Origin of the sequence: Pseudomonas sp. HY2-MNA-CIBAN-0224 (genome assembly GCF_040310285.1) — a bacterium.
GTDB lineage: Bacteria > Pseudomonadota > Gammaproteobacteria > Pseudomonadales > Pseudomonadaceae > Aquipseudomonas > Aquipseudomonas helleri.
This window is the reverse complement of sequence record NZ_JBEOPQ010000042.1, coordinates 32,475-48,727: the sequence shown is the minus strand read 5'-3', so window position 1 is coordinate 48,727 and position 16,253 is coordinate 32,475. Positions and strand designations below refer to the sequence as shown.

At 60.9% G+C, this 16,253-nt stretch carries 17 protein-coding genes; 9 read left to right on the top strand and 8 right to left on the bottom strand.

Annotation, left to right across the window (positions count from 1 at the left end; translation table 11 throughout):
• Positions 1–68 precede the first annotated feature (68 nt).
• The 5 genes from relA to AAEZ03_RS17960 all read right to left on the bottom strand — a co-directional run bounded on the left by relA (position 69) and on the right by AAEZ03_RS17960 (position 6,950).
• Positions 69–2,324: a GTP diphosphokinase gene (gene relA, locus AAEZ03_RS17980; protein ID WP_048369728.1), complete on the bottom strand. Its 2,256-nt coding sequence runs from the start codon at positions 2,322–2,324 to the stop codon at positions 69–71.
• Positions 2,325–2,443: 119 nt separating this feature from the next.
• Positions 2,444–3,796, bottom strand: coding sequence for a 23S rRNA (uracil(1939)-C(5))-methyltransferase RlmD (rlmD, locus tag AAEZ03_RS17975; RefSeq protein ID WP_278940850.1), 1,353 nt, complete (start codon positions 3,794–3,796; stop codon positions 2,444–2,446).
• Positions 3,796–4,698 carry a cysteine synthase CysM gene (gene cysM, locus AAEZ03_RS17970; protein WP_153333871.1) on the bottom strand — a complete coding sequence of 301 codons (903 nt, stop codon included), beginning with the start codon at positions 4,696–4,698 and terminating at the stop codon, positions 3,796–3,798. The genes rlmD and cysM overlap by 1 nt, the downstream gene beginning before the upstream one ends.
• A 178-nt stretch (positions 4,699–4,876) precedes the next feature.
• The gene (locus AAEZ03_RS17965) at positions 4,877–6,244 is read right to left on the bottom strand and encodes a sensor histidine kinase (protein ID WP_350580398.1); all 1,368 of its coding nucleotides are present in this window, start codon (positions 6,242–6,244) and stop codon (positions 4,877–4,879) included.
• On the bottom strand, positions 6,234–6,950 hold the full coding sequence (locus AAEZ03_RS17960) for a response regulator transcription factor (protein ID WP_350580396.1): 717 nt from the start codon (positions 6,948–6,950) through the stop codon (positions 6,234–6,236). The genes AAEZ03_RS17965 and AAEZ03_RS17960 overlap by 11 nt, the downstream gene beginning before the upstream one ends.
• Positions 6,951–7,160: 210 nt before the next feature.
• On the opposite strand from AAEZ03_RS17960, the gene AAEZ03_RS17955 reads away from it, so the two are divergent.
• From AAEZ03_RS17955 to AAEZ03_RS17940, 4 genes are read left to right on the top strand one after another with little or no spacing between them, the layout of a single operon-like run.
• Entirely contained in the window at positions 7,161–9,926 is a 2,766-nt protein-coding gene (locus tag AAEZ03_RS17955; RefSeq protein ID WP_350580394.1) for a response regulator, read from the top strand.
• A 39-nt stretch (positions 9,927–9,965) separates the two neighbouring features.
• Positions 9,966–10,955, top strand: a complete 990-nt coding sequence (locus AAEZ03_RS17950; protein ID WP_350580393.1) for a 2-hydroxyacid dehydrogenase — start codon at positions 9,966–9,968, stop codon at positions 10,953–10,955.
• Positions 10,956–10,982: 27 nt separating this feature from the next.
• Complete coding sequence (locus tag AAEZ03_RS17945; RefSeq protein ID WP_350580390.1) at positions 10,983–11,420, top strand: hypothetical protein; 438 nt, start codon at positions 10,983–10,985, stop codon at positions 11,418–11,420.
• Entirely contained in the window at positions 11,417–11,821 is a 405-nt protein-coding gene (locus tag AAEZ03_RS17940; RefSeq protein WP_123751859.1) for an META domain-containing protein, read from the top strand. Before AAEZ03_RS17945 ends, AAEZ03_RS17940 begins: the two co-directional genes overlap by 4 nt.
• A 165-nt stretch (positions 11,822–11,986) precedes the next feature.
• Here the strand turns inward: AAEZ03_RS17940 and AAEZ03_RS17935 are convergent, their stop codons facing one another.
• Positions 11,987–12,448 carry a TlpA family protein disulfide reductase gene (locus AAEZ03_RS17935; protein ID WP_048369713.1) on the bottom strand — a complete coding sequence of 154 codons (462 nt, stop codon included), beginning with the start codon at positions 12,446–12,448 and terminating at the stop codon, positions 11,987–11,989.
• Between the two features lie 124 nt (positions 12,449–12,572).
• Between AAEZ03_RS17935 and arsC the strand changes: the two genes are divergently transcribed.
• Genes arsC through AAEZ03_RS17910 form a run of 5 tightly spaced genes read left to right on the top strand, consistent with a single transcriptional unit; the run spans position 12,573 to position 14,815 of the window.
• The gene (gene arsC / locus AAEZ03_RS17930; protein ID WP_278940852.1) at positions 12,573–12,926 is read left to right on the top strand and encodes an arsenate reductase (glutaredoxin); all 354 of its coding nucleotides are present in this window, start codon (positions 12,573–12,575) and stop codon (positions 12,924–12,926) included.
• Entirely contained in the window at positions 12,923–13,528 is a 606-nt protein-coding gene (wrbA, locus tag AAEZ03_RS17925; protein ID WP_048369709.1) for an NAD(P)H:quinone oxidoreductase, read from the top strand. The genes arsC and wrbA overlap by 4 nt, the downstream gene beginning before the upstream one ends.
• Positions 13,521–13,928 (top strand): DUF2069 domain-containing protein, encoded by a 408-nt coding sequence (locus AAEZ03_RS17920; protein ID WP_048369707.1) that lies wholly within the window; start codon positions 13,521–13,523, stop codon positions 13,926–13,928. Before wrbA ends, AAEZ03_RS17920 begins: the two co-directional genes overlap by 8 nt.
• Positions 13,921–14,136, top strand: coding sequence for a hypothetical protein (locus tag AAEZ03_RS17915; RefSeq protein ID WP_350580386.1), 216 nt, complete (start codon positions 13,921–13,923; stop codon positions 14,134–14,136). Before AAEZ03_RS17920 ends, AAEZ03_RS17915 begins: the two co-directional genes overlap by 8 nt.
• A gap of 52 nt (positions 14,137–14,188) precedes the next feature.
• On the top strand, positions 14,189–14,815 hold the full coding sequence (locus tag AAEZ03_RS17910) for a helix-turn-helix transcriptional regulator (RefSeq protein ID WP_048386851.1): 627 nt from the start codon (positions 14,189–14,191) through the stop codon (positions 14,813–14,815).
• On the opposite strand, the gene AAEZ03_RS17905 is transcribed toward AAEZ03_RS17910, so the two are convergent.
• Positions 14,768–15,175: a RidA family protein gene (locus AAEZ03_RS17905; protein ID WP_350580384.1), complete on the bottom strand. Its 408-nt coding sequence runs from the start codon at positions 15,173–15,175 to the stop codon at positions 14,768–14,770. The genes AAEZ03_RS17910 and AAEZ03_RS17905 overlap by 48 nt on opposite strands.
• A gap of 30 nt (positions 15,176–15,205) precedes the next feature.
• Positions 15,206–16,171, bottom strand: coding sequence for a threo-3-hydroxy-L-aspartate ammonia-lyase (locus AAEZ03_RS17900; protein ID WP_350580382.1), 966 nt, complete (start codon positions 16,169–16,171; stop codon positions 15,206–15,208).
• Positions 16,172–16,253 lie beyond the last annotated feature (82 nt).

Below are 16,253 nucleotides of genomic sequence, written 5' to 3'. Positions count from 1 at the left end.
ATCCAGCGTTTGCCTGGTTATCTTTTAAAGGTCAAAAGATCGCGAGGCAAGCTCGCTCCTACAAGAGATCAACGGGGCTCGCTACGCCCGATACGGCGGGTTTCGATGATGTTCGGCAGTTGCGATATACGCCCCAGCAAACGCCCCAATGCATCCAGCCCCGGGATCTCGATGGTCAGGGACATCAACGCGGTGTTGTCCTCTTTGTTCGAGCGGGTGTTGACCGCCAGTACGTTGATGCGCTCGTTCAACAGCACTTGCGATACATCGCGCAGCAAGCCCGAACGGTCGTAGGCACGGATTTCGATATCGACCGGGTACGTCGACACCGGAATCGGCCCCCAACTGACCTGGATGATCCGCTCCGGCTCACGGCCGCCCAACTGCAGCACCGAGGCGCAGTCCTGACGGTGAATGCTCACGCCACGCCCCTGAGTGATGTAACCGACAATCGCATCGCCCGGCAGCGGCTGGCAGCAGCCGGCCATTTGGGTCAGCAGGTTGCCCACGCCTTCGATCTGGATGTCGCCGCGCTTACCCGGTTTGTAGCCCTGGGCCTTGCGCGGAATCAGCTCGATCTGTTCGCTGCCGCGTTCAGGCTCGACCAGTTGCTGCGCCAGGTTAATGAGCTGAGCCAAACGCAAATCGCCCGCCCCCAGCGCCGCAAACATGTCCTCGGCGGTTTTCATGTTGGCTTTGTCGGCGAGCTTTTCGTAGTCCACCGCAGGCAAGCCCAGGCGGCCCAGCTCACGTTCAAGCAAGGTTTTACCGGCCGCGACGTTTTGATCACGGGCCTGCAATTTAAACCAGTGAACAATCTTCGCCCGCGCCCGCGAGGTGGTCACGTACCCCAGGTTGGAGTTCAGCCAGTCGCGGCTCGGCGTGCCGTGCTTGCTGGTGATGATCTCGACTTGCTCGCCGGTTTGCAGGCTGTAGTTGAGCGGCACAATGCGCCCGTTGATCTTCGCGCCCCGGCAGTTATGGCCAATTTCGGTGTGCACCCGGTAGGCGAAGTCCAATGGCGTCGCGCCCTTGGGAAGGTCGATGGCATGCCCGTCCGGAGTAAAGATGTAGACCCGATCCGGTTCGATATCGACCCGTAACTGATCGGCCAGGCCGCCGATGTCGCCCAGCTCTTCGTGCCACTCCAGTACCTGGCGCAGCCACGAGATTTTCTCTTCGTACTGGTTGGACCCGGCTTTCACGTCGGTGCCCTTGTAGCGCCAGTGCGCGCACACCCCAAGCTCGGCCTCTTCGTGCATGGCATGGGTACGGATCTGTACTTCCAGCACCTTGCCTTCCGGCCCGATCACCGCCGTGTGCAACGAGCGGTAGCCGTTCTCTTTGGGGTTGGCGATGTAGTCGTCAAACTCTTTGGGGATGTGCCGCCACAGCGTGTGGACGATGCCCAACGCGGTGTAGCAATCGCGCATTTCCGGGACCAGCACCCGCACGGCGCGCACGTCATAGATCTGGCTGAAGGCCAGACCCTTGCGCTGCATTTTGCGCCAGATCGAATAGATGTGTTTGGCCCGGCCGCTGATATCGGCGTCAACCACCCCGGTGGCTTCAAGCTCGGTGCGCAACTGGTTCATCACATCGCTGATAAAGCGTTCGCGGTCCAGCCGGCGCTCGTGCAGCAAGGTGGCGATTTGTTTGTACTGCTCAGGCTCCAGATAGCGGAAGGACAAGTCCTCCAGCTCCCACTTGATATGGCCGATGCCTAAACGGTGCGCCAGCGGCGCATAAATATCGAAGACCTCGCGGGCAACGCGGATGCGCTTCTCGTCCGAGGCACTTTTGACTTCGCGGATGGCGCAGGTACGTTCGGCCAGCTTGATGAGTGCTACGCGCACGTCATCAACCATCGCCACAAGCATTTTGCGCAGGTTTTCGACCTGCCCCTGAGAGCCCATCACCATGGATTGGCGGGGGCTGAGGCTGGCGCTGATCGCGGCCATGCGCAGCACGCCATCAATCAGCTTGGCGACCACCGGGCCGAAACGCTGGCTGACCGCAGGCAGTTGAATCTGCCCTTCGCGTACGCCGCGATACAAAATCGCCGCGACCAGCGAGTCTTGATCGAGCTTGAGATCGGCGAGGATTTCAGCAATTTCCAACCCGGTTCGAAAGCTCGACGCGCCTTCAGTCCACAGGTTTTTTGCTGCATTGGCTTGCTGTTCCGCCTCACGTGCGTACTCACACGCTTCTTTCAAGGCTTCACGGTCCAGCGCCACATCGACACTCACCGCATGATCAAGCCATGCCTCGAGGTTGAGACTGCCGTCAGTGTTGATCGGCTGGTGTGCTCTGACCTGTACCATCTTGCTTACCTTCCCTACGGCGCAGGTTTGATGCGCCGATATACCGACCCGAATCCCAACCCCATGCTCCAGGGTCTAGCGGCATGGGGTTGCGGGCCCGTCGAAATAGACAGACCGTCCTAGTCTGCTTCAAATAACGCCATCGCCTCGACATGCGCGGTTTGCGGGAACATATCGAGGATTCCGGCACGTTTTAACCGATACCCCTGTTTCATCAACTCAACCGTGTCGCGAGCCAGCGTAGCCGGGTTGCACGACACATAGACCAAACGTTTGGCCCCCAGCCCCGACAGCTTGCGCACCACCTCAAAGGCCCCGTCACGCGGCGGATCAAGGAGGACAGCGGCAAAGCCCTGCGAGGCCCATGTTGCATCCACCAAGGGCTGCGACAGGTCGGCCTGAAAAAACGCTGCATTATGCAGCTTGTTACTGACCGCGTTTTGCGCGGCGCGTTCGACCATGGTCGTAACACCCTCGACGGCCACCACTTGGTGTACCTGACGCGCCAAGGGTAATGCGAAATTACCCAGCCCACAGAACAAGTCAAGAACCCGTTCGTCAGCCTGCGGCGCCAGCCACTCCAGCGCTTGCGCAACCATGGCTTCGTTAACCCCGGCATTGACCTGAACAAAGTCACCCGGCCGGTAGGCCAGTTCCAGGTCCCACTGCTGTAAACGGTAGCCCAAGGTCTGCGTCAAATCGACCGGTTGCGGCTCGCCATCGCCATGTAGCCACAACTGGGCATGATGGGTGGCGCAAAAATTCTGTAAAACCTGCAAGTCAGCAGCGCTGAGCGGCGCCATATGGCGCAGCAACACGGCATTCGCCGAACCGCTGAACAACTCGACATGCCCCAGGGCCTTCGGATTGCTCAATTGGCGCAGCATGGCCGGCAGCCCGCTCATGATAGGTTGCAAAGCCTGTACCAGCACCAAACAGTGGTCGATGGCGACGATGTCCTGACTGCCGGCAGCCCGAAAGCCGACGTCCAGCCGCTTGGCCCTTGAGTCCCAGCGCACCGCGATGCGGGCCCGGCGGCGATAGCCAAATTCTGGCCCGGTCAACGGCGCTGCCCATTCGTCGGGCTCAACACCGGCCACGCGGGTCAGTTGCTCGGCGAGCATGCGCTGTTTCAGTGCAAGCTGCTCGTCATGAGGCAGATGTTGCACGCTGCACCCACCGCACTTGCCGGCCAACTTACACGGCGCCTCGCGACGGCTGGCGCTGGCGGTGAAGACCCGCTCAGTGCGCGCCTCGACCACTTTGCCGTGTGCCCCCAGCACCCGGGCTTCGACTTCTTCACCAGCCAAAGCCCCCGAGACAAACCAGGTGCGCCCTTCAATAAAGGCAATACCACGGCCGTCGTTGGCCAGGCGTTCGATACTCAAACGCTGTTTTTTACCCGTAGGCACTTGCGGGGCCTTGGTGCCGCCAGCGGGCTGGAAGCGCAGGCCTCTCTCTTGCTTAGCCATCAGTTGGGCGCATCGTAAAGGCCAGTCGACAGGTAGCGGTCGCCACGGTCGCAGATGATGCCGACAATCACGGCGTTTTCGACTTCTTGCGACAGGCGCAGCATGGCGGCTACCGCACCACCCGAGGACACGCCGCAGAAAATGCCTTCTTCGCGGGCCAGACGACGCATCACGTCTTCGGCTTCGCGCTGGGCCATGTCGACAATCCGGTCAACCCGTTCGGCTTGATAGATTTTCGGCAGGTATTCGGTCGGCCAGCGGCGAATGCCCGGAATGGCCGCGCCTTCCATCGGCTGCAAACCGACGATCTGCACGTTAGGGTTTTGCTCTTTGAGGTAGCGCGAAACACCCATGATGGTGCCCGTGGTGCCCATCGAGCTGACGAAATGGGTGATCGTGCCCTGGGTCTGACGCCAGATCTCAGGGCCCGTGCTGGTGTAGTGCGCCTCAGGGTTGTCACCGTTGGCGAACTGGTCGAGGACCTTGCCACGGCCTTCGGCCTGCAGCTTGTCGGCGAGGTCGCGGGCCCCTTCCATGCCCTCTTCCTGGCTGACCAGAATCAGCTCGGCGCCGTAGGCGGTCATCCCGGCCTTACGCTCGGCACTGGAGTTGTCCGGCATGATCAGGATCATCTTGTAACCCTTGATCGCTGCGGCCATGGCCAAGGCAATCCCGGTATTGCCCGAGGTGGCCTCGATCAAGGTATCGCCAGGCTGGATCTGCCCACGCGTTTCGGCGCGGGTGATCATCGACAGCGCAGGACGGTCCTTGACCGAGCCCGCAGGGTTATTCCCTTCGAGCTTGAGCAATAAAGTATTCGTGGTGTTGCCAGGCAGGCGCTGCAAGCGCACCAGCGGCGTGTTACCGATGCAATCGGCGATAGTTGGGTACTGCAAGGTCATGGCGTATTCGCAATCCAGACTGCGGGGTCGCACATCATACCGACAAACACCGAGAGCCCATATCACGCAAAGTGTGAAGCTTATGGCTAAAGGCTATAAGCAGAAGGAATAAAGTTTGTAGGAGCGAGCTTGCCTCGCGATCTTTTGATCGTGAAAAGTTCGCGAGACAAGCTCGCTCCTACAGGTGGGGCGGGTCTGCGATGGGCAGGCGCAGGTGCACGCGCAGCCCGTGTTCGGTGTTTTGCGCCCATAAGCGGCCGCCCTGCAGGCGCAAGGCGTTGCGTGCGATGCTCAGGCCCAGGCCAAAGCCGCCATCACCAGGGCGTGAACCGTCGAGACGGGTAAACGGGGCAAAGATGCGCTCAAGGGCTTCTGGGGCCACACCGCCGCCCTGGTCGTCGAGCCACAGGTGCCACTCATCGCCTTCACGCTGGCCATTGAGGCTAACGGTGCTTTCTGCCGGGGAATGCCGAATGGCGTTGCGCAGGATGTTTTCCAGCGCCTGCGCCAGGCTGTTGAGGTGGCCTTTGACCCAGCAGTTGGCGTCGAGGTTGCACGGCAGCCGCGCCTGGGGCCAGCCGCTTTCAAAACGCGCGTTTTCGGTGAGCATCTCCCACAACGCCTGGATCTGGATGTCTTCGACCGGCAGCGGCCCGCGCTCGGCATCCAGCCAGGCCAGTTGCAAGGTGTCTTCAACCAGCCGTTGCATGCCGTCCACTTCGCGGCTCAAGCGCTCGCGCAGAGCTTCAACACCCTGTTCGCTGTCGCAGGCCACGCGCAATCGGCTCAACGGTGTACGAAGTTCGTGGGACAAGTCGCGCAGCAACTGTTGCTGCTGGTTGACTGTGGTCTGCAAGCGCTCGGACATTTGGTCAAACGCGCGGCCCAATTCGCCCAGTTCGTCCTGACGGCTGGTGGTCTGGCTCGACAGCCGCACGCCCAACTGATCGGCACGCCAGGCATTGGCCTGCTCACGCAGCTGGTTCAGCGGCACAATCAACAGCCGGTACAGGCCCACGCACAGCAGCAGGGTGAACACTCCGGGGATCACGCCATTAATCAAAAACCGCCAGATCAATTGCGAAAGCCCCGGCATGTAGCGCTGCGGCAGTTCAATCACCAGATATCCGGCAGACGGGTCTTTGGGGAACGGCACTTTGATCCACGGGCGCACGCGGTTGATATGGCTGATGGGCCAGTCCAGCCCGCGCAAAAAAGTCATGCGCTGTGCTTCCTGGTCTCTCAACGGGTAACTGCTCAGCGACTGCAAATCCGGGCCGAGCACGCCGACCCAGCCCCGCTCGGTTTTGCCGAAGGCTTGCAGCCATTGATCGACGCCGGTTTGCTGGCCGCAGTTCCAGGCCTGTTCGGCTTCACCGGCATAACCTATCAGCGTGCTCTTGGCCTCATCGGTTAAATAGCCGGTGCGTTTGTCCATGTAGCGGCCCCAGGACCAACTGAGCCAGATCATCAACAAGCAGAAAGCCACCAGCAAACACGCCAGCTTCCAGAATAACGAGTGTTTACCGGGCAACTTAGAGCGCATCGCTGGCGCTCAACACATAGCCTTTGCCCCACACCGTGCGCACTTCCCGCTCGTGATAGCCGATGGCCTTGAGCTTGCGACGGATTTGGCTGATGTGCATGTCCAGGCTGCGGTCATGGGCTGAATAGCCACGCTGCAACACTTGCTGATAAAGGAACGGCTTGCTCAACACCTCGTCAGCGTTGCGTTGCAGGGTGTCGAGCAAGCGGTATTCACTGCGGGTCAACCCGGCCCACTGCTGACCGTAACGGGCGTCGGCCGCGTCTTCATCGAGCACCAGCGCGCTTTCGGCCAACACCGTCGCTTGGTGCGGCATGCGGTCCAGCGCCACCCGGCGCAAGATCGCCTGAATCCGCACACGCAACTCAGCCATGCTGAACGGCTTGGGCAGGTAGTCATCGGCGCCCAGCTGAAACCCGCTGATGCGGTCGGCCTCCGCCCCCAGCGCCGACATCAAAATCACCGGCAGGGCATGGGTCTGGCGCAACTGCGTGAGCACCTGCAGGCCATTCATGCCCGGCAACAAGATGTCCATCAGCACCACATCAAAGTGTTCATCTCTGGCGCGGTTCAAGCCTTCCTGGCCGTTTTGGCACCACACCACCTCAAACCCGCAGCGCACCAATTGCTCATGCAAATAGGTGCCCAGAACGGGGTCGTCTTCAATGGCCAAAAGGCGCGAGGGCTGAACGGCTACGGGATTCATTAACGTCTGCTAGTCATTCTCAATCGCTGATTATTCAAGATTGAGCCTGCACGAGCAACCGGCATGGCCGTTGCATTGCCTTTAAGGGGGCGCTGTTCGCACTGGATGTAAATTTACAAAGATTTGCCACGTATCAAATGGCTACACTGCGAGCTGATCTATAACGAACGTCATAAGGATGCATTGATCAATGCCGGGCTGGAGAGTGGTGTGCTGAAAAACCTCGGGATAAAAGGCCGCGTATTGCTGCTGACCTTGCTGCCCGTCACCTTGATGGCGGTCGTGCTGGGGAGCTACTTCACGTGGCTGCAGCAATCAGAACTGGAATCACAGTTGCTGCAACGCGGTGAAATGATCGCCGAGCAACTCGCACCGCTGGTTGCGCCCGCCATGGGTCGGCATGACACCGCCCTGCTGCAACGTATCGCCAGCGAGTCCCTTGACCAGCAAGACGTGCGCGCCGTGGGGTTTTTGAGCGCCAATCACGAGCCGCTGGCCCACGCCGGGCCGACCATGCTCAATCAGGCGCCGATGGGCAACAGTTCGCAATTGCTGCAACGCACCGACAGCGATGCCACGCGCTATTTGCTCCCGGTATTTGGCCGCCACCGCAACCTGGCGGGCGACGTCATCCCCAATGAAGCCCACCGTTTGCTGGGCTGGGTCGAACTAGAACTGTCGCACCACAACATGCTGTTGCGCGGCTACCGCAGCCTGTTCGCCAGCCTGCTGTTGATCGCCACCGGTCTGGTGCTGACCACCCTGCTGGCCTTGCGCATGAGCCGCACGATCAATTCACCGCTGGACCAAATCAAGCAAGCCGTGTCCCAACTCAAGGACGGCCAGTTGCAAACCCGCCTGCCAGAACTGGGCAGCCAGGAGCTGAACGAGCTGGCCTCGGGCATCAATCGCATGGCCGAAACCTTGCAGAACGCGCAGGAAGAGCTGCAACACAGCGTCGACCAAGCCACCGAAGACGTACGCCAAAACCTCGAAACCATCGAAATCCAGAACCTGGAACTCGACCTGGCGCGCAAGGAAGCCCTTGAGGCCAGCCGCATCAAGTCAGAATTTTTGGCCAACATGAGCCACGAAATCCGTACACCGCTCAATGGCATTCTGGGCTTCACCCACCTGCTGCAAAAAAGCGAACTCACCCCTCGCCAGTTCGATTACCTGCACACCATCGAAAAGTCGGCCGACAACCTGCTCGGCATCATCAACGAGATTCTCGACTTCTCGAAAATCGAAGCCGGCAAGCTGGTGCTCGACAGCACCCCGTTCAACCTGCGCGATTTGCTCCAGGACACCCTGACCATGCTCGCCCCCTCGGCCCACGAGAAAGGCCTGGAGCTGGTCAGCCTGGTGTACCGCGATACGCCGCTGTCGTTGGTGGGCGACCCGCTGCGGCTCAAGCAGATCCTCACCAACCTGGTTAACAACGCGATCAAGTTCACCCGCGAAGGCACGATCGCCGTGCGGGCCATGCTTGAAGATGACGACGACAACAAAACCAGCGGCGGCGTACAACTGCGCATCAGCGTGCAAGACACCGGCATCGGCCTGACCAATCAGGATGTGCGGGCGCTGTTCCAGGCCTTCAGTCAGGCTGACAATTCGTTGTCGCGCCAAACCGGCGGGACCGGTTTGGGCCTGGTCATTTCCAAGCGTCTGGTGGAGCAAATGGGCGGCGAGATTGGCGTCGAAAGCCAGCCGGGTGAAGGCTCTGTGTTCTGGATCAGCGTCAACCTGCCCAAAGCCCATGATGATATTGAAGACCTGCCCGTTGCGCCGTTGCTCGGCCACCGCGTGGCCTTGCTGGAAAAACACGACCTGGCCCGCCAGGCCATGCTCCACCAGCTTGAAGATTGCGGCTTGAGCGTGACCCCGTACCTGACCCTGGACAACCTCACCAACGGCGTGACCACCGCCCACCAAACCGAAAACACGATTGAGCTGGCGGTGCTGGGGGTGACGGCCCATGACATCCCGCCAGAGCGCCTCAACCAGCACATCTGGGACCTTGAGCACCTGGGCTGCAAGGTCATGGTGCTGTGCCCGACCACGGAGCTGGCGCTGTTCAATACCGCCGTGCCCAACCCCCACAACCAGCTCCAGGCCAAGCCGACCTGCACGCGCAAATTGCGTCGCTCGCTGATTGAACTCATCAACCCGCAGCAAACCCGTCACGAGCCCGGCGAGATACTGGCCAGCCGGGCGCCGCGAATTTTGTGCGTGGATGACAACCCCGCCAACCTGCTGCTGGTACAAACCCTGCTCGAAGACATGGGCGCCAAGGTCACGGCCGTTGACAGCGGTTACGCCGCCGTCGATGCGTTCAAGGCCGAAGACTTCGATCTGGTCCTGATGGACGTGCAAATGCCCGGCATGGATGGCCGCGAAACCACCGAGGTGCTGCGCCAGTGGGAGCAACAGCGCCAATCGACGCCGGTGCCGATTGTCGCGCTGACCGCCCATGCGATGGCCAACGAGAAGCGCGCCTTGCTGCAAAGCGGCATGGACGATTACCTGACCAAACCCATCAGCGAACGCCAACTGGCGCAAGTGGTGCTGAAGTGGACCGGCCTGGCCTTGCGCAATCAAGGCAGCGACGGCCCCCAGGAGCCCGTGCGCCAAGCCAACAAACTGGCGGTGCTCGATGCCGAGGAAGGCTTGCGTCTGGCGGCGGGCAAGGCCGATCTGGCCGCCGACATGCTGTCGATGTTGCTGGCATCGTTGGAAACCGACCGCCTGGCCATCCTTCAGGCCCGCGAAGACAACGACGCCGTGGCCTTGATCGAGCGCGTACACCGCTTGCACGGCGCGACCCGTTACTGCGGCGTGCCGCAATTGCGCGGTGCCTGTCAGCGCAGCGAAACCCTGCTCAAACAAGAAAGCCCGGCCGCCGACGCTGCCCTCGAAGAACTCGACCAGGCAATTTTGCGTCTGGCGCAAGAAGCGCGCAGCTCGGCGTAACCCCTGTTTGCGGTATCACCCATTGCCAAGGAAGCACTGATGCGCACGATTCTTTTCAGCAGCCAGACCTACGATCAGGACAGTTTTACCGCCGCCACACAGCCCGGCGACCTTGAACTGCACTTTCAACCGGCGCGCCTGAGCTTCGACACCGCCGCGCTGGCCCATGGCTATGAAGTGGTCTGCCCGTTTATCAATGACGACTTGAGCGCCCCGGTGCTTGAGCAACTGGCAGTTGGAGGCACGCGCCTGATCGCCCTGCGCTCCGCCGGTTACAACCATGTTGACCTGGCGGCGGCCAAACGCCTGGGGCTGAGCGTGGTGCGGGTACCGGCGTACTCGCCACACGCGGTGGCGGAACACGCCGTGGCGTTGATTCTGGCGCTTAACCGTCGCCTGCACCGCGCCTACAACCGCACCCGCGAAGGCGACTTCACCCTGCACGGCCTGACCGGCTTTGATCTGGTGGGCAAAACCGTCGGTATCGTCGGCACCGGACAGATCGGCGCCACCTTCGGCAAAATCATGGCCGGTTTTGGTTGCAAGCTGCAGTGCTTTGACCCCTACCCCAATGCCGAACTGGTGGCACTGGGCGCCGAATACGTGAGCCTCGCGCAGTTGCTCGCCAGTTCGCACATCATCAGCCTGCATTGCCCGCTGACTGCCGATAACAAGCACCTGATCAACCGCGAGTCACTGGCCACCCTGCAACAGGGCGCCATGCTGATCAACACCGGGCGCGGTGCGCTGGTTGATACGCCGGCCCTGATCGAAGCGCTGAAAAGCGGCCAGTTGGGCTATTTGGGCCTGGACGTGTACGAAGAAGAAGCCCAGTTGTTCTTCGAAGACCGCTCCGACCTGCCCTTGCAAGACGACGTGCTGGCGCGCCTGCTGACCTTCCCGAATGTGATCATCACCGCGCACCAGGCCTTTCTGACCCGCGAGGCGCTGAGCGCGATTGCCAGTACCACGCTGGACAATATCGCCGCCTGGCGTGAAGGCACCCCACAAAACCTGGTCGAAGGTTGATAGCATAGCGGCCTATTTGGAGGACCCATGGTCGAACACGATTTCCGCTACAACCTGCTTAGCCCGCAGCACACCTTGATTGAATGCCGCGCATTGATGCCGGGCCGTTATCAAGTCACCGGCAACGGCGGCTCCATTCAGCACGGCGACGTACTGATCGTGACCCTCAAAGGCAGCAAGGACTTGTCCATGCGCCTGAACGTCGAAAAAGTGCGTCACTTGATCAACCCGCGCGGTCAGTGGGTGGCCGTGGCCAAAGGCCCGGTATTCGGTGAGCTGGCGATTCACGAATGGCAAGTCAACTGTGACGGCTGCGCCAAAGAACTGAAATTCGAGTTCGCGGTCGACGCCAAACTGGGCACCAAGGCCCAAAAGCCTGCGGCCAGCGCGCGGATTGCCGAGCTGGGCTGGAGCACTGAAGGCAGCAAACACCTGTGCCCGCAATGCCAAAAGGCTGCGCTATGAAACGCGGGTTCCTGCTGGCCATGCTGGGCGCCAGCCTGGTGGGCTGCGCAGGGCACTCCGCGCAATTGCAGCGCAACCATGCTTACGTGGTCGAATGGATTGGTGAGCGTCCGTTGATGGACTACAGCCACCTGACCGTGACCTTCGACGAAGGCGGCCGCGCCTATGGCAATGGCGGTTGTAACCACTGGTTTGCGCCGTACACCCTGGACGGTGACAAGCTGACCTTTGGCCCGGTCGGCAGCACCCGCAAAGCCTGCGCCCCGGCGTTGATGGAGCAAGAACAACGGTTCTTCAAGGCCTTGCAGACAGTCGAACGCTGGGACATCTCGCCGATTGAGCAAGTACGTTTCTGGCCGGCTGAAGGCCTGCCGTTGCGGCTGTGGCCTGAAGATAGCTGACCCGTAGGCTGCGATCTTCAACATCAAAAGATCGCAGCCTGCGGCAGCTGTAGCAGTTGACGAGCTTTGCGAGGCTACGTCCGGGCGCGCAAAACCCTATCAACAATCAAGATCAAAAGATCGCGAGGCAAGCTCGCTCCTACAGTTTTATTGCGTACGCATGGCCTAGCCCTTCAATTCCTTCAACTTGGCCAGGATCCCCGCTGCGGTTTGTTCGCCCAGCAACTGGGCGCGGACCTTGCCCTTGTCATCGATGATGTAGGTCACCGGCAAGGCTTCACTGCGCGGCAGGTCAAAGGTGTCGGCCGGGTCTTGGGCCAATACGGTAAAGGTGATGCCCAGCGCGGTGCTGGCATCGTTCAGTTCCTTGCCCTGCAAACCGTCAAAGTTAACCCCGAACAAACCCACCGACTGCCCCTGCAACTGGCCTTCCAGCGCATTCAGCTCAGGGATTTCAACGCGGCACGGCCCGCACCACTCGGCCCAGTAGTTGATCACTTTCCATTGCTTGTCCAGACGTTCGGACGCGACCTTCTCTCCATGTTGATCGACCCCGTAATCATTCCCGCACCCGGCGAGCAATAACGTAGCGGCGACGGCAGTGGCCGCCAACAGTCGCTTGAACATGTGCTGTTCCTTCTCATTTAAGCCAACAAAAGACATTAACAGGCGACCAATGACCGCACACGGTTCAGACACGCCTGTGAGGCGAGTAGAATACCCGCCACCTTACGCAAGAAGCGACCCGCTCATGACTGATCTGACGCTTTATCACAATCCGCGCTGCTCTAAATCACGCGCTGCGCTCGAGATTCTCGAAGCCCGCGGCCTGGCACCGACCGTGGTGCGCTACCTTGACACCCCGCTGGAGGCCACGCAACTGCGCAGCCTGCTGGGCAAACTGGGCCTCAGCGCACGCCAATTGCTGCGCTCAGGCGAGGACGAATACAAAGCCTTGAACCTGGTCGACGCCAGCCTCAGCGAAGAGCAACTGATCGCGGCAATGGCAGCCCACCCCAAGCTCATCGAACGGCCGATTCTGGTTGCCGGTGACAAAGCAGTGATTGGCCGACCACCGGAAAAGGTTCTGGAGATCCTGCCATGAGCGCGCCTTATATCCTGGTGCTGTTTTACAGCCGCCACGGTGCCACTGCCGAAATGGCCCGGCACATTGCTCGCGGCATTGAGCAAGGCGGCATTGAAGCGCGCCTGCGCACCGTACCGGCGATCTCTGCCGAGTGCGAAGCCGTGGCCCCGAGCATTCCTGAGGACGGCGCGCTGTACGCCAGCCTCGATGACCTGAAAAACTGCTCAGGCCTGGCGCTGGGCAGCCCGACCCGCTTCGGCAACATGGCCGCGCCACTCAAGTACTTTCTGGACGGCACCAGCAACCTGTGGCTGACCGGCGCACTGGTGGGTAAACCCGCAGGCGTGTTCACCTCCACCGCCAGCCTGCACGGCGGCCAGGAAACCACCCTGCTGTCGATGATCATGCCGTTACTGCACCACGGCATGCTGATCACCGGTCTGCCTTACAGCGAGTCGGCGCTGCTCAACACCACCGGTGGCGGCACGCCGTACGGCCCGAGCCATCACGCCGGGGCTGACGGCAAACGCAAGCTCGATGAGCACGAAATCGCCCTGTGCCGGGCGCTGGGGCTGCGCTTGGCGGCTACCGCCCAGAAGCTGGAGAGCCCGCGTGGCTAAAAAGCCCAAGGTGTTGCCGCCGATTGAGTGGCTCACGCCCCGCGTGCGGTTGATGCGCGGCGTGAGCCTGGCGTGCTTTTTCGGCCTGATCGGCTTGTTGTGCGTGTATTACCTGGTGTTCGCCAACCTGCACGGCGCACGGCCCTGGGTGATCTTGCTGATTGAACTGGTGCCGCTGCTGATCCTCGTGCCCGGCATGCTCAAGGGCAGCCCGCGCGGGCACTCGTTCACCTGCTACGTGGTGAACTTGTACCTGCTCAAGGGCGCGCTGGCGGCATTCGATCCGAACCGTCAACTGTTCGGCCTGCTGGAAATCGCCGCCAGCGTAGCGGTGTTCGTCAGTGCGCTGCTGTTTGTGCGTTGGCGCTACCAATTGGATCGCCGCCTGGCGGGTGAGTAAGCACCAAACCCTCACCAGCCGTTGTGGCGGGGCCATGGGCGGGCCTCGCCGCTTTCATCCAGCGCCTCGAAGCGACTGGGCGTTCGACACCGCGCCGATTTTGCTGCTTATCCCGCCGCGTAAAAACAGGTCGCGCAAAGTCCAGGCGCTGGCCTCGTTCCTGAATGAGTCATTCAAATCCAAAGGCCCGGAGAAAAGCCGCGCCTAGGCTGTTATCGTCCCCTCATTGAAACCGTTTATTGACGCTGGAAATCTTCAACATGAAGCGCACTACCCCCGAGCAACTGGCGCTCATCAGTCAGATGGAGCACATCGCAGAAGGCTTGAGCCAAACGTTCAGCCCCTTTTGCGAGGTGGTTTTGCATGATCTGCGCGACCCCGAGCATGCCATTCTGGCCATTCACAACAATCTGTCCGGCAGGGCCGTCGGGGACCCGGCAACCGAGCTGGGGCTGGCGCGCATTGCCGACCCGGCCTACCCGCAGGTGATTGCCAACTACCCCAATCAGTTCAAGGACGGTCGCCAGGTCAAGAGCACCTCGATCGGCATCAAGGATTCTTCGGGGCGTTACGTGGCCGCGCTGTGCATGAACATCGACCTGACCCTGTTCAAAGGGCTGCAGGGCATGCTCGAGCAGTTCGGCGCCTTTCACGGCGAACGCCCGCACGAAACCCTTGAGCCCAGCGGCGCAGAGACCATCCGGGCGCGGATCGATCAGTTTGCTGCGCGCCTGGCCACCACGCCCCGCACCCTCAAGGCGGCTGACCGCAGAGTGCTGCTACAGGAACTGAAAGACGCGGGCCTGCTGGACATCAGAAAAGCCATGGAGACCGTGGCCTCACACCTCGGCGTGTCCCGCGCCACTGTGTACAGCGACACGCGCTAACGCCTCAATCTCAACCAGGTAACCATGATGCAACTCCGGCACCGGCACCACGGCACGTGCCGGGCGATGGCTGCCCAACCGCTGCGCGTAAACCTGATCAAAGGCCGGCCAGTGCTGCACACCGGCAACGTAAACCGTCACTTTGAGCAAATCACTCGGCTCGCCGCCCGCCGCCTTGAGAATGGCCAGCAGGTTATTCAGCGCAATCTGTGCCTGCTCAGCAAACGACGCGTCGAGGTTGTGAGCGCCAGAGGGGCTAACCGGCAGTTGCCCCGAGATATACAGCGTGCCTTGGTGGCTTATGGCTTGCGAATAATGGCCAGCCGGGGGCGACGCCGCATCCGTGCTTATGATGTTCATGGATCACCTGCGTGAGAGAGCGTTAGGGGTTCAGGACTGCAGAAGTGTGCCGAGTTTCTCGATGTCGATATTGCCGCCCGTAATCATCACGCCGACACGCTGCCCCTGAAGCTCAGCCTTGTATTTTCTGACGGCCGCCAACCCCAGGCAGCCGGTGGGTTCGACCACCATTTTCATGCGTTCAGCAAAGAACTTCATGGCCCAGACCAGCTCTTCATCGGTCACCGTGACGATCCGGTTAACACCGTTGAGGATAATCGGGAATGTGTACTGCCCCAGGTGCTGGGTTTGCGCACCATCGGCAAGGGTGTCGGGAGTATCAATGTGAACAATCACCCCTGAATTGAACGACTGCTGACCGTCATTACCGGCTTGCGGCTCAACCCCGATCAGGGTGCAATCGGGTGACAGCGCGCGGGTCGACAGCGTGGTGCCCGAGAGCATGCCGCCACCGCCCAGGCCGACAAACAGCGCGTCCAGCGGGCCGACACTGTCGAACAGTTCCTTGGCCGCCGTGCCCTGCCCGGCCAATACGTCCGGGTGATCGTAGGACGGGATCAACGTCATGCCGCGCTCAGCGGCCAACGCCTTGCCGATCGCTTCGCGGTCCTGGGTGTAACGGTCGTAGAAAATCACCTCGGCGCCGTAGCCCTTGGTTGCCGCCACCTTGGCGGCGGGGGCATCCGTGGGCATGACAATGATCGCCGGGATCTTCAGCAACGACGCTGCCAGCGCAATGCCTTGGGCGTGATTGCCCGACGAAAACGCAACCACGCCGCCCTGACGCTGGGCGTCAGTGAATTTAGCCAGCGAGTTGTACGCGCCCCTGAACTTGAAAGAACCGGTGCGCTGGTAGTTTTCACATTTGAAAAACACCTGCGCGCCGATGTCGTTATCAAGCGTGCGTGAGGTCAGAACAGGGGTCACGTTGGCGACCCCTTCGAGCCGCTTCGACGCGTCGACGACCGCTTGATAGGTGGGCAGAGTGATTGGCATGGCAACAGGTCCTCGACGAGTGAGCAGACCCAGACATATTATCCAGAATCAGACAAACCGTAAATAACCTGACAAACCGCCT

Excerpts from the sequence above, each read along its gene's own strand:
- AAEZ03_RS17940 (WP_123751859.1), top strand. The coding sequence starts at position 11,417 with ATGAAACGCGGGTTCCTGCTGGCCATGCTGGGCGCCAGCCTGGTGGGC.
- AAEZ03_RS17950 (WP_350580393.1), top strand. The coding sequence starts at position 9,966 with ATGCGCACGATTCTTTTCAGCAGCCAGACCTACGATCAGGACAGTTTT.
- relA (WP_048369728.1), bottom strand. The coding sequence starts at position 2,324 with ATGGTACAGGTCAGAGCACACCAGCCGATCAACACTGACGGCAGTCTC.
- AAEZ03_RS17905 (WP_350580384.1), bottom strand. The coding sequence starts at position 15,175 with ATGAACATCATAAGCACGGATGCGGCGTCGCCCCCGGCTGGCCATTAT.
- AAEZ03_RS17965 (WP_350580398.1), bottom strand. The coding sequence starts at position 6,244 with ATGCGCTCTAAGTTGCCCGGTAAACACTCGTTATTCTGGAAGCTGGCG.
- AAEZ03_RS17910 (WP_048386851.1), top strand. The coding sequence starts at position 14,189 with ATGAAGCGCACTACCCCCGAGCAACTGGCGCTCATCAGTCAGATGGAG.
- AAEZ03_RS17935 (WP_048369713.1), bottom strand. The coding sequence starts at position 12,448 with ATGTTCAAGCGACTGTTGGCGGCCACTGCCGTCGCCGCTACGTTATTG.
- rlmD (WP_278940850.1), bottom strand. The coding sequence starts at position 3,796 with ATGGCTAAGCAAGAGAGAGGCCTGCGCTTCCAGCCCGCTGGCGGCACC.
- arsC (WP_278940852.1), top strand. The coding sequence starts at position 12,573 with ATGACTGATCTGACGCTTTATCACAATCCGCGCTGCTCTAAATCACGC.
- AAEZ03_RS17960 (WP_350580396.1), bottom strand. The coding sequence starts at position 6,950 with ATGAATCCCGTAGCCGTTCAGCCCTCGCGCCTTTTGGCCATTGAAGAC.
- cysM (WP_153333871.1), bottom strand. The coding sequence starts at position 4,698 with ATGACCTTGCAGTACCCAACTATCGCCGATTGCATCGGTAACACGCCG.
- wrbA (WP_048369709.1), top strand. The coding sequence starts at position 12,923 with ATGAGCGCGCCTTATATCCTGGTGCTGTTTTACAGCCGCCACGGTGCC.
- AAEZ03_RS17900 (WP_350580382.1), bottom strand. The coding sequence starts at position 16,171 with ATGCCAATCACTCTGCCCACCTATCAAGCGGTCGTCGACGCGTCGAAG.
- AAEZ03_RS17945 (WP_350580390.1), top strand. The coding sequence starts at position 10,983 with ATGGTCGAACACGATTTCCGCTACAACCTGCTTAGCCCGCAGCACACC.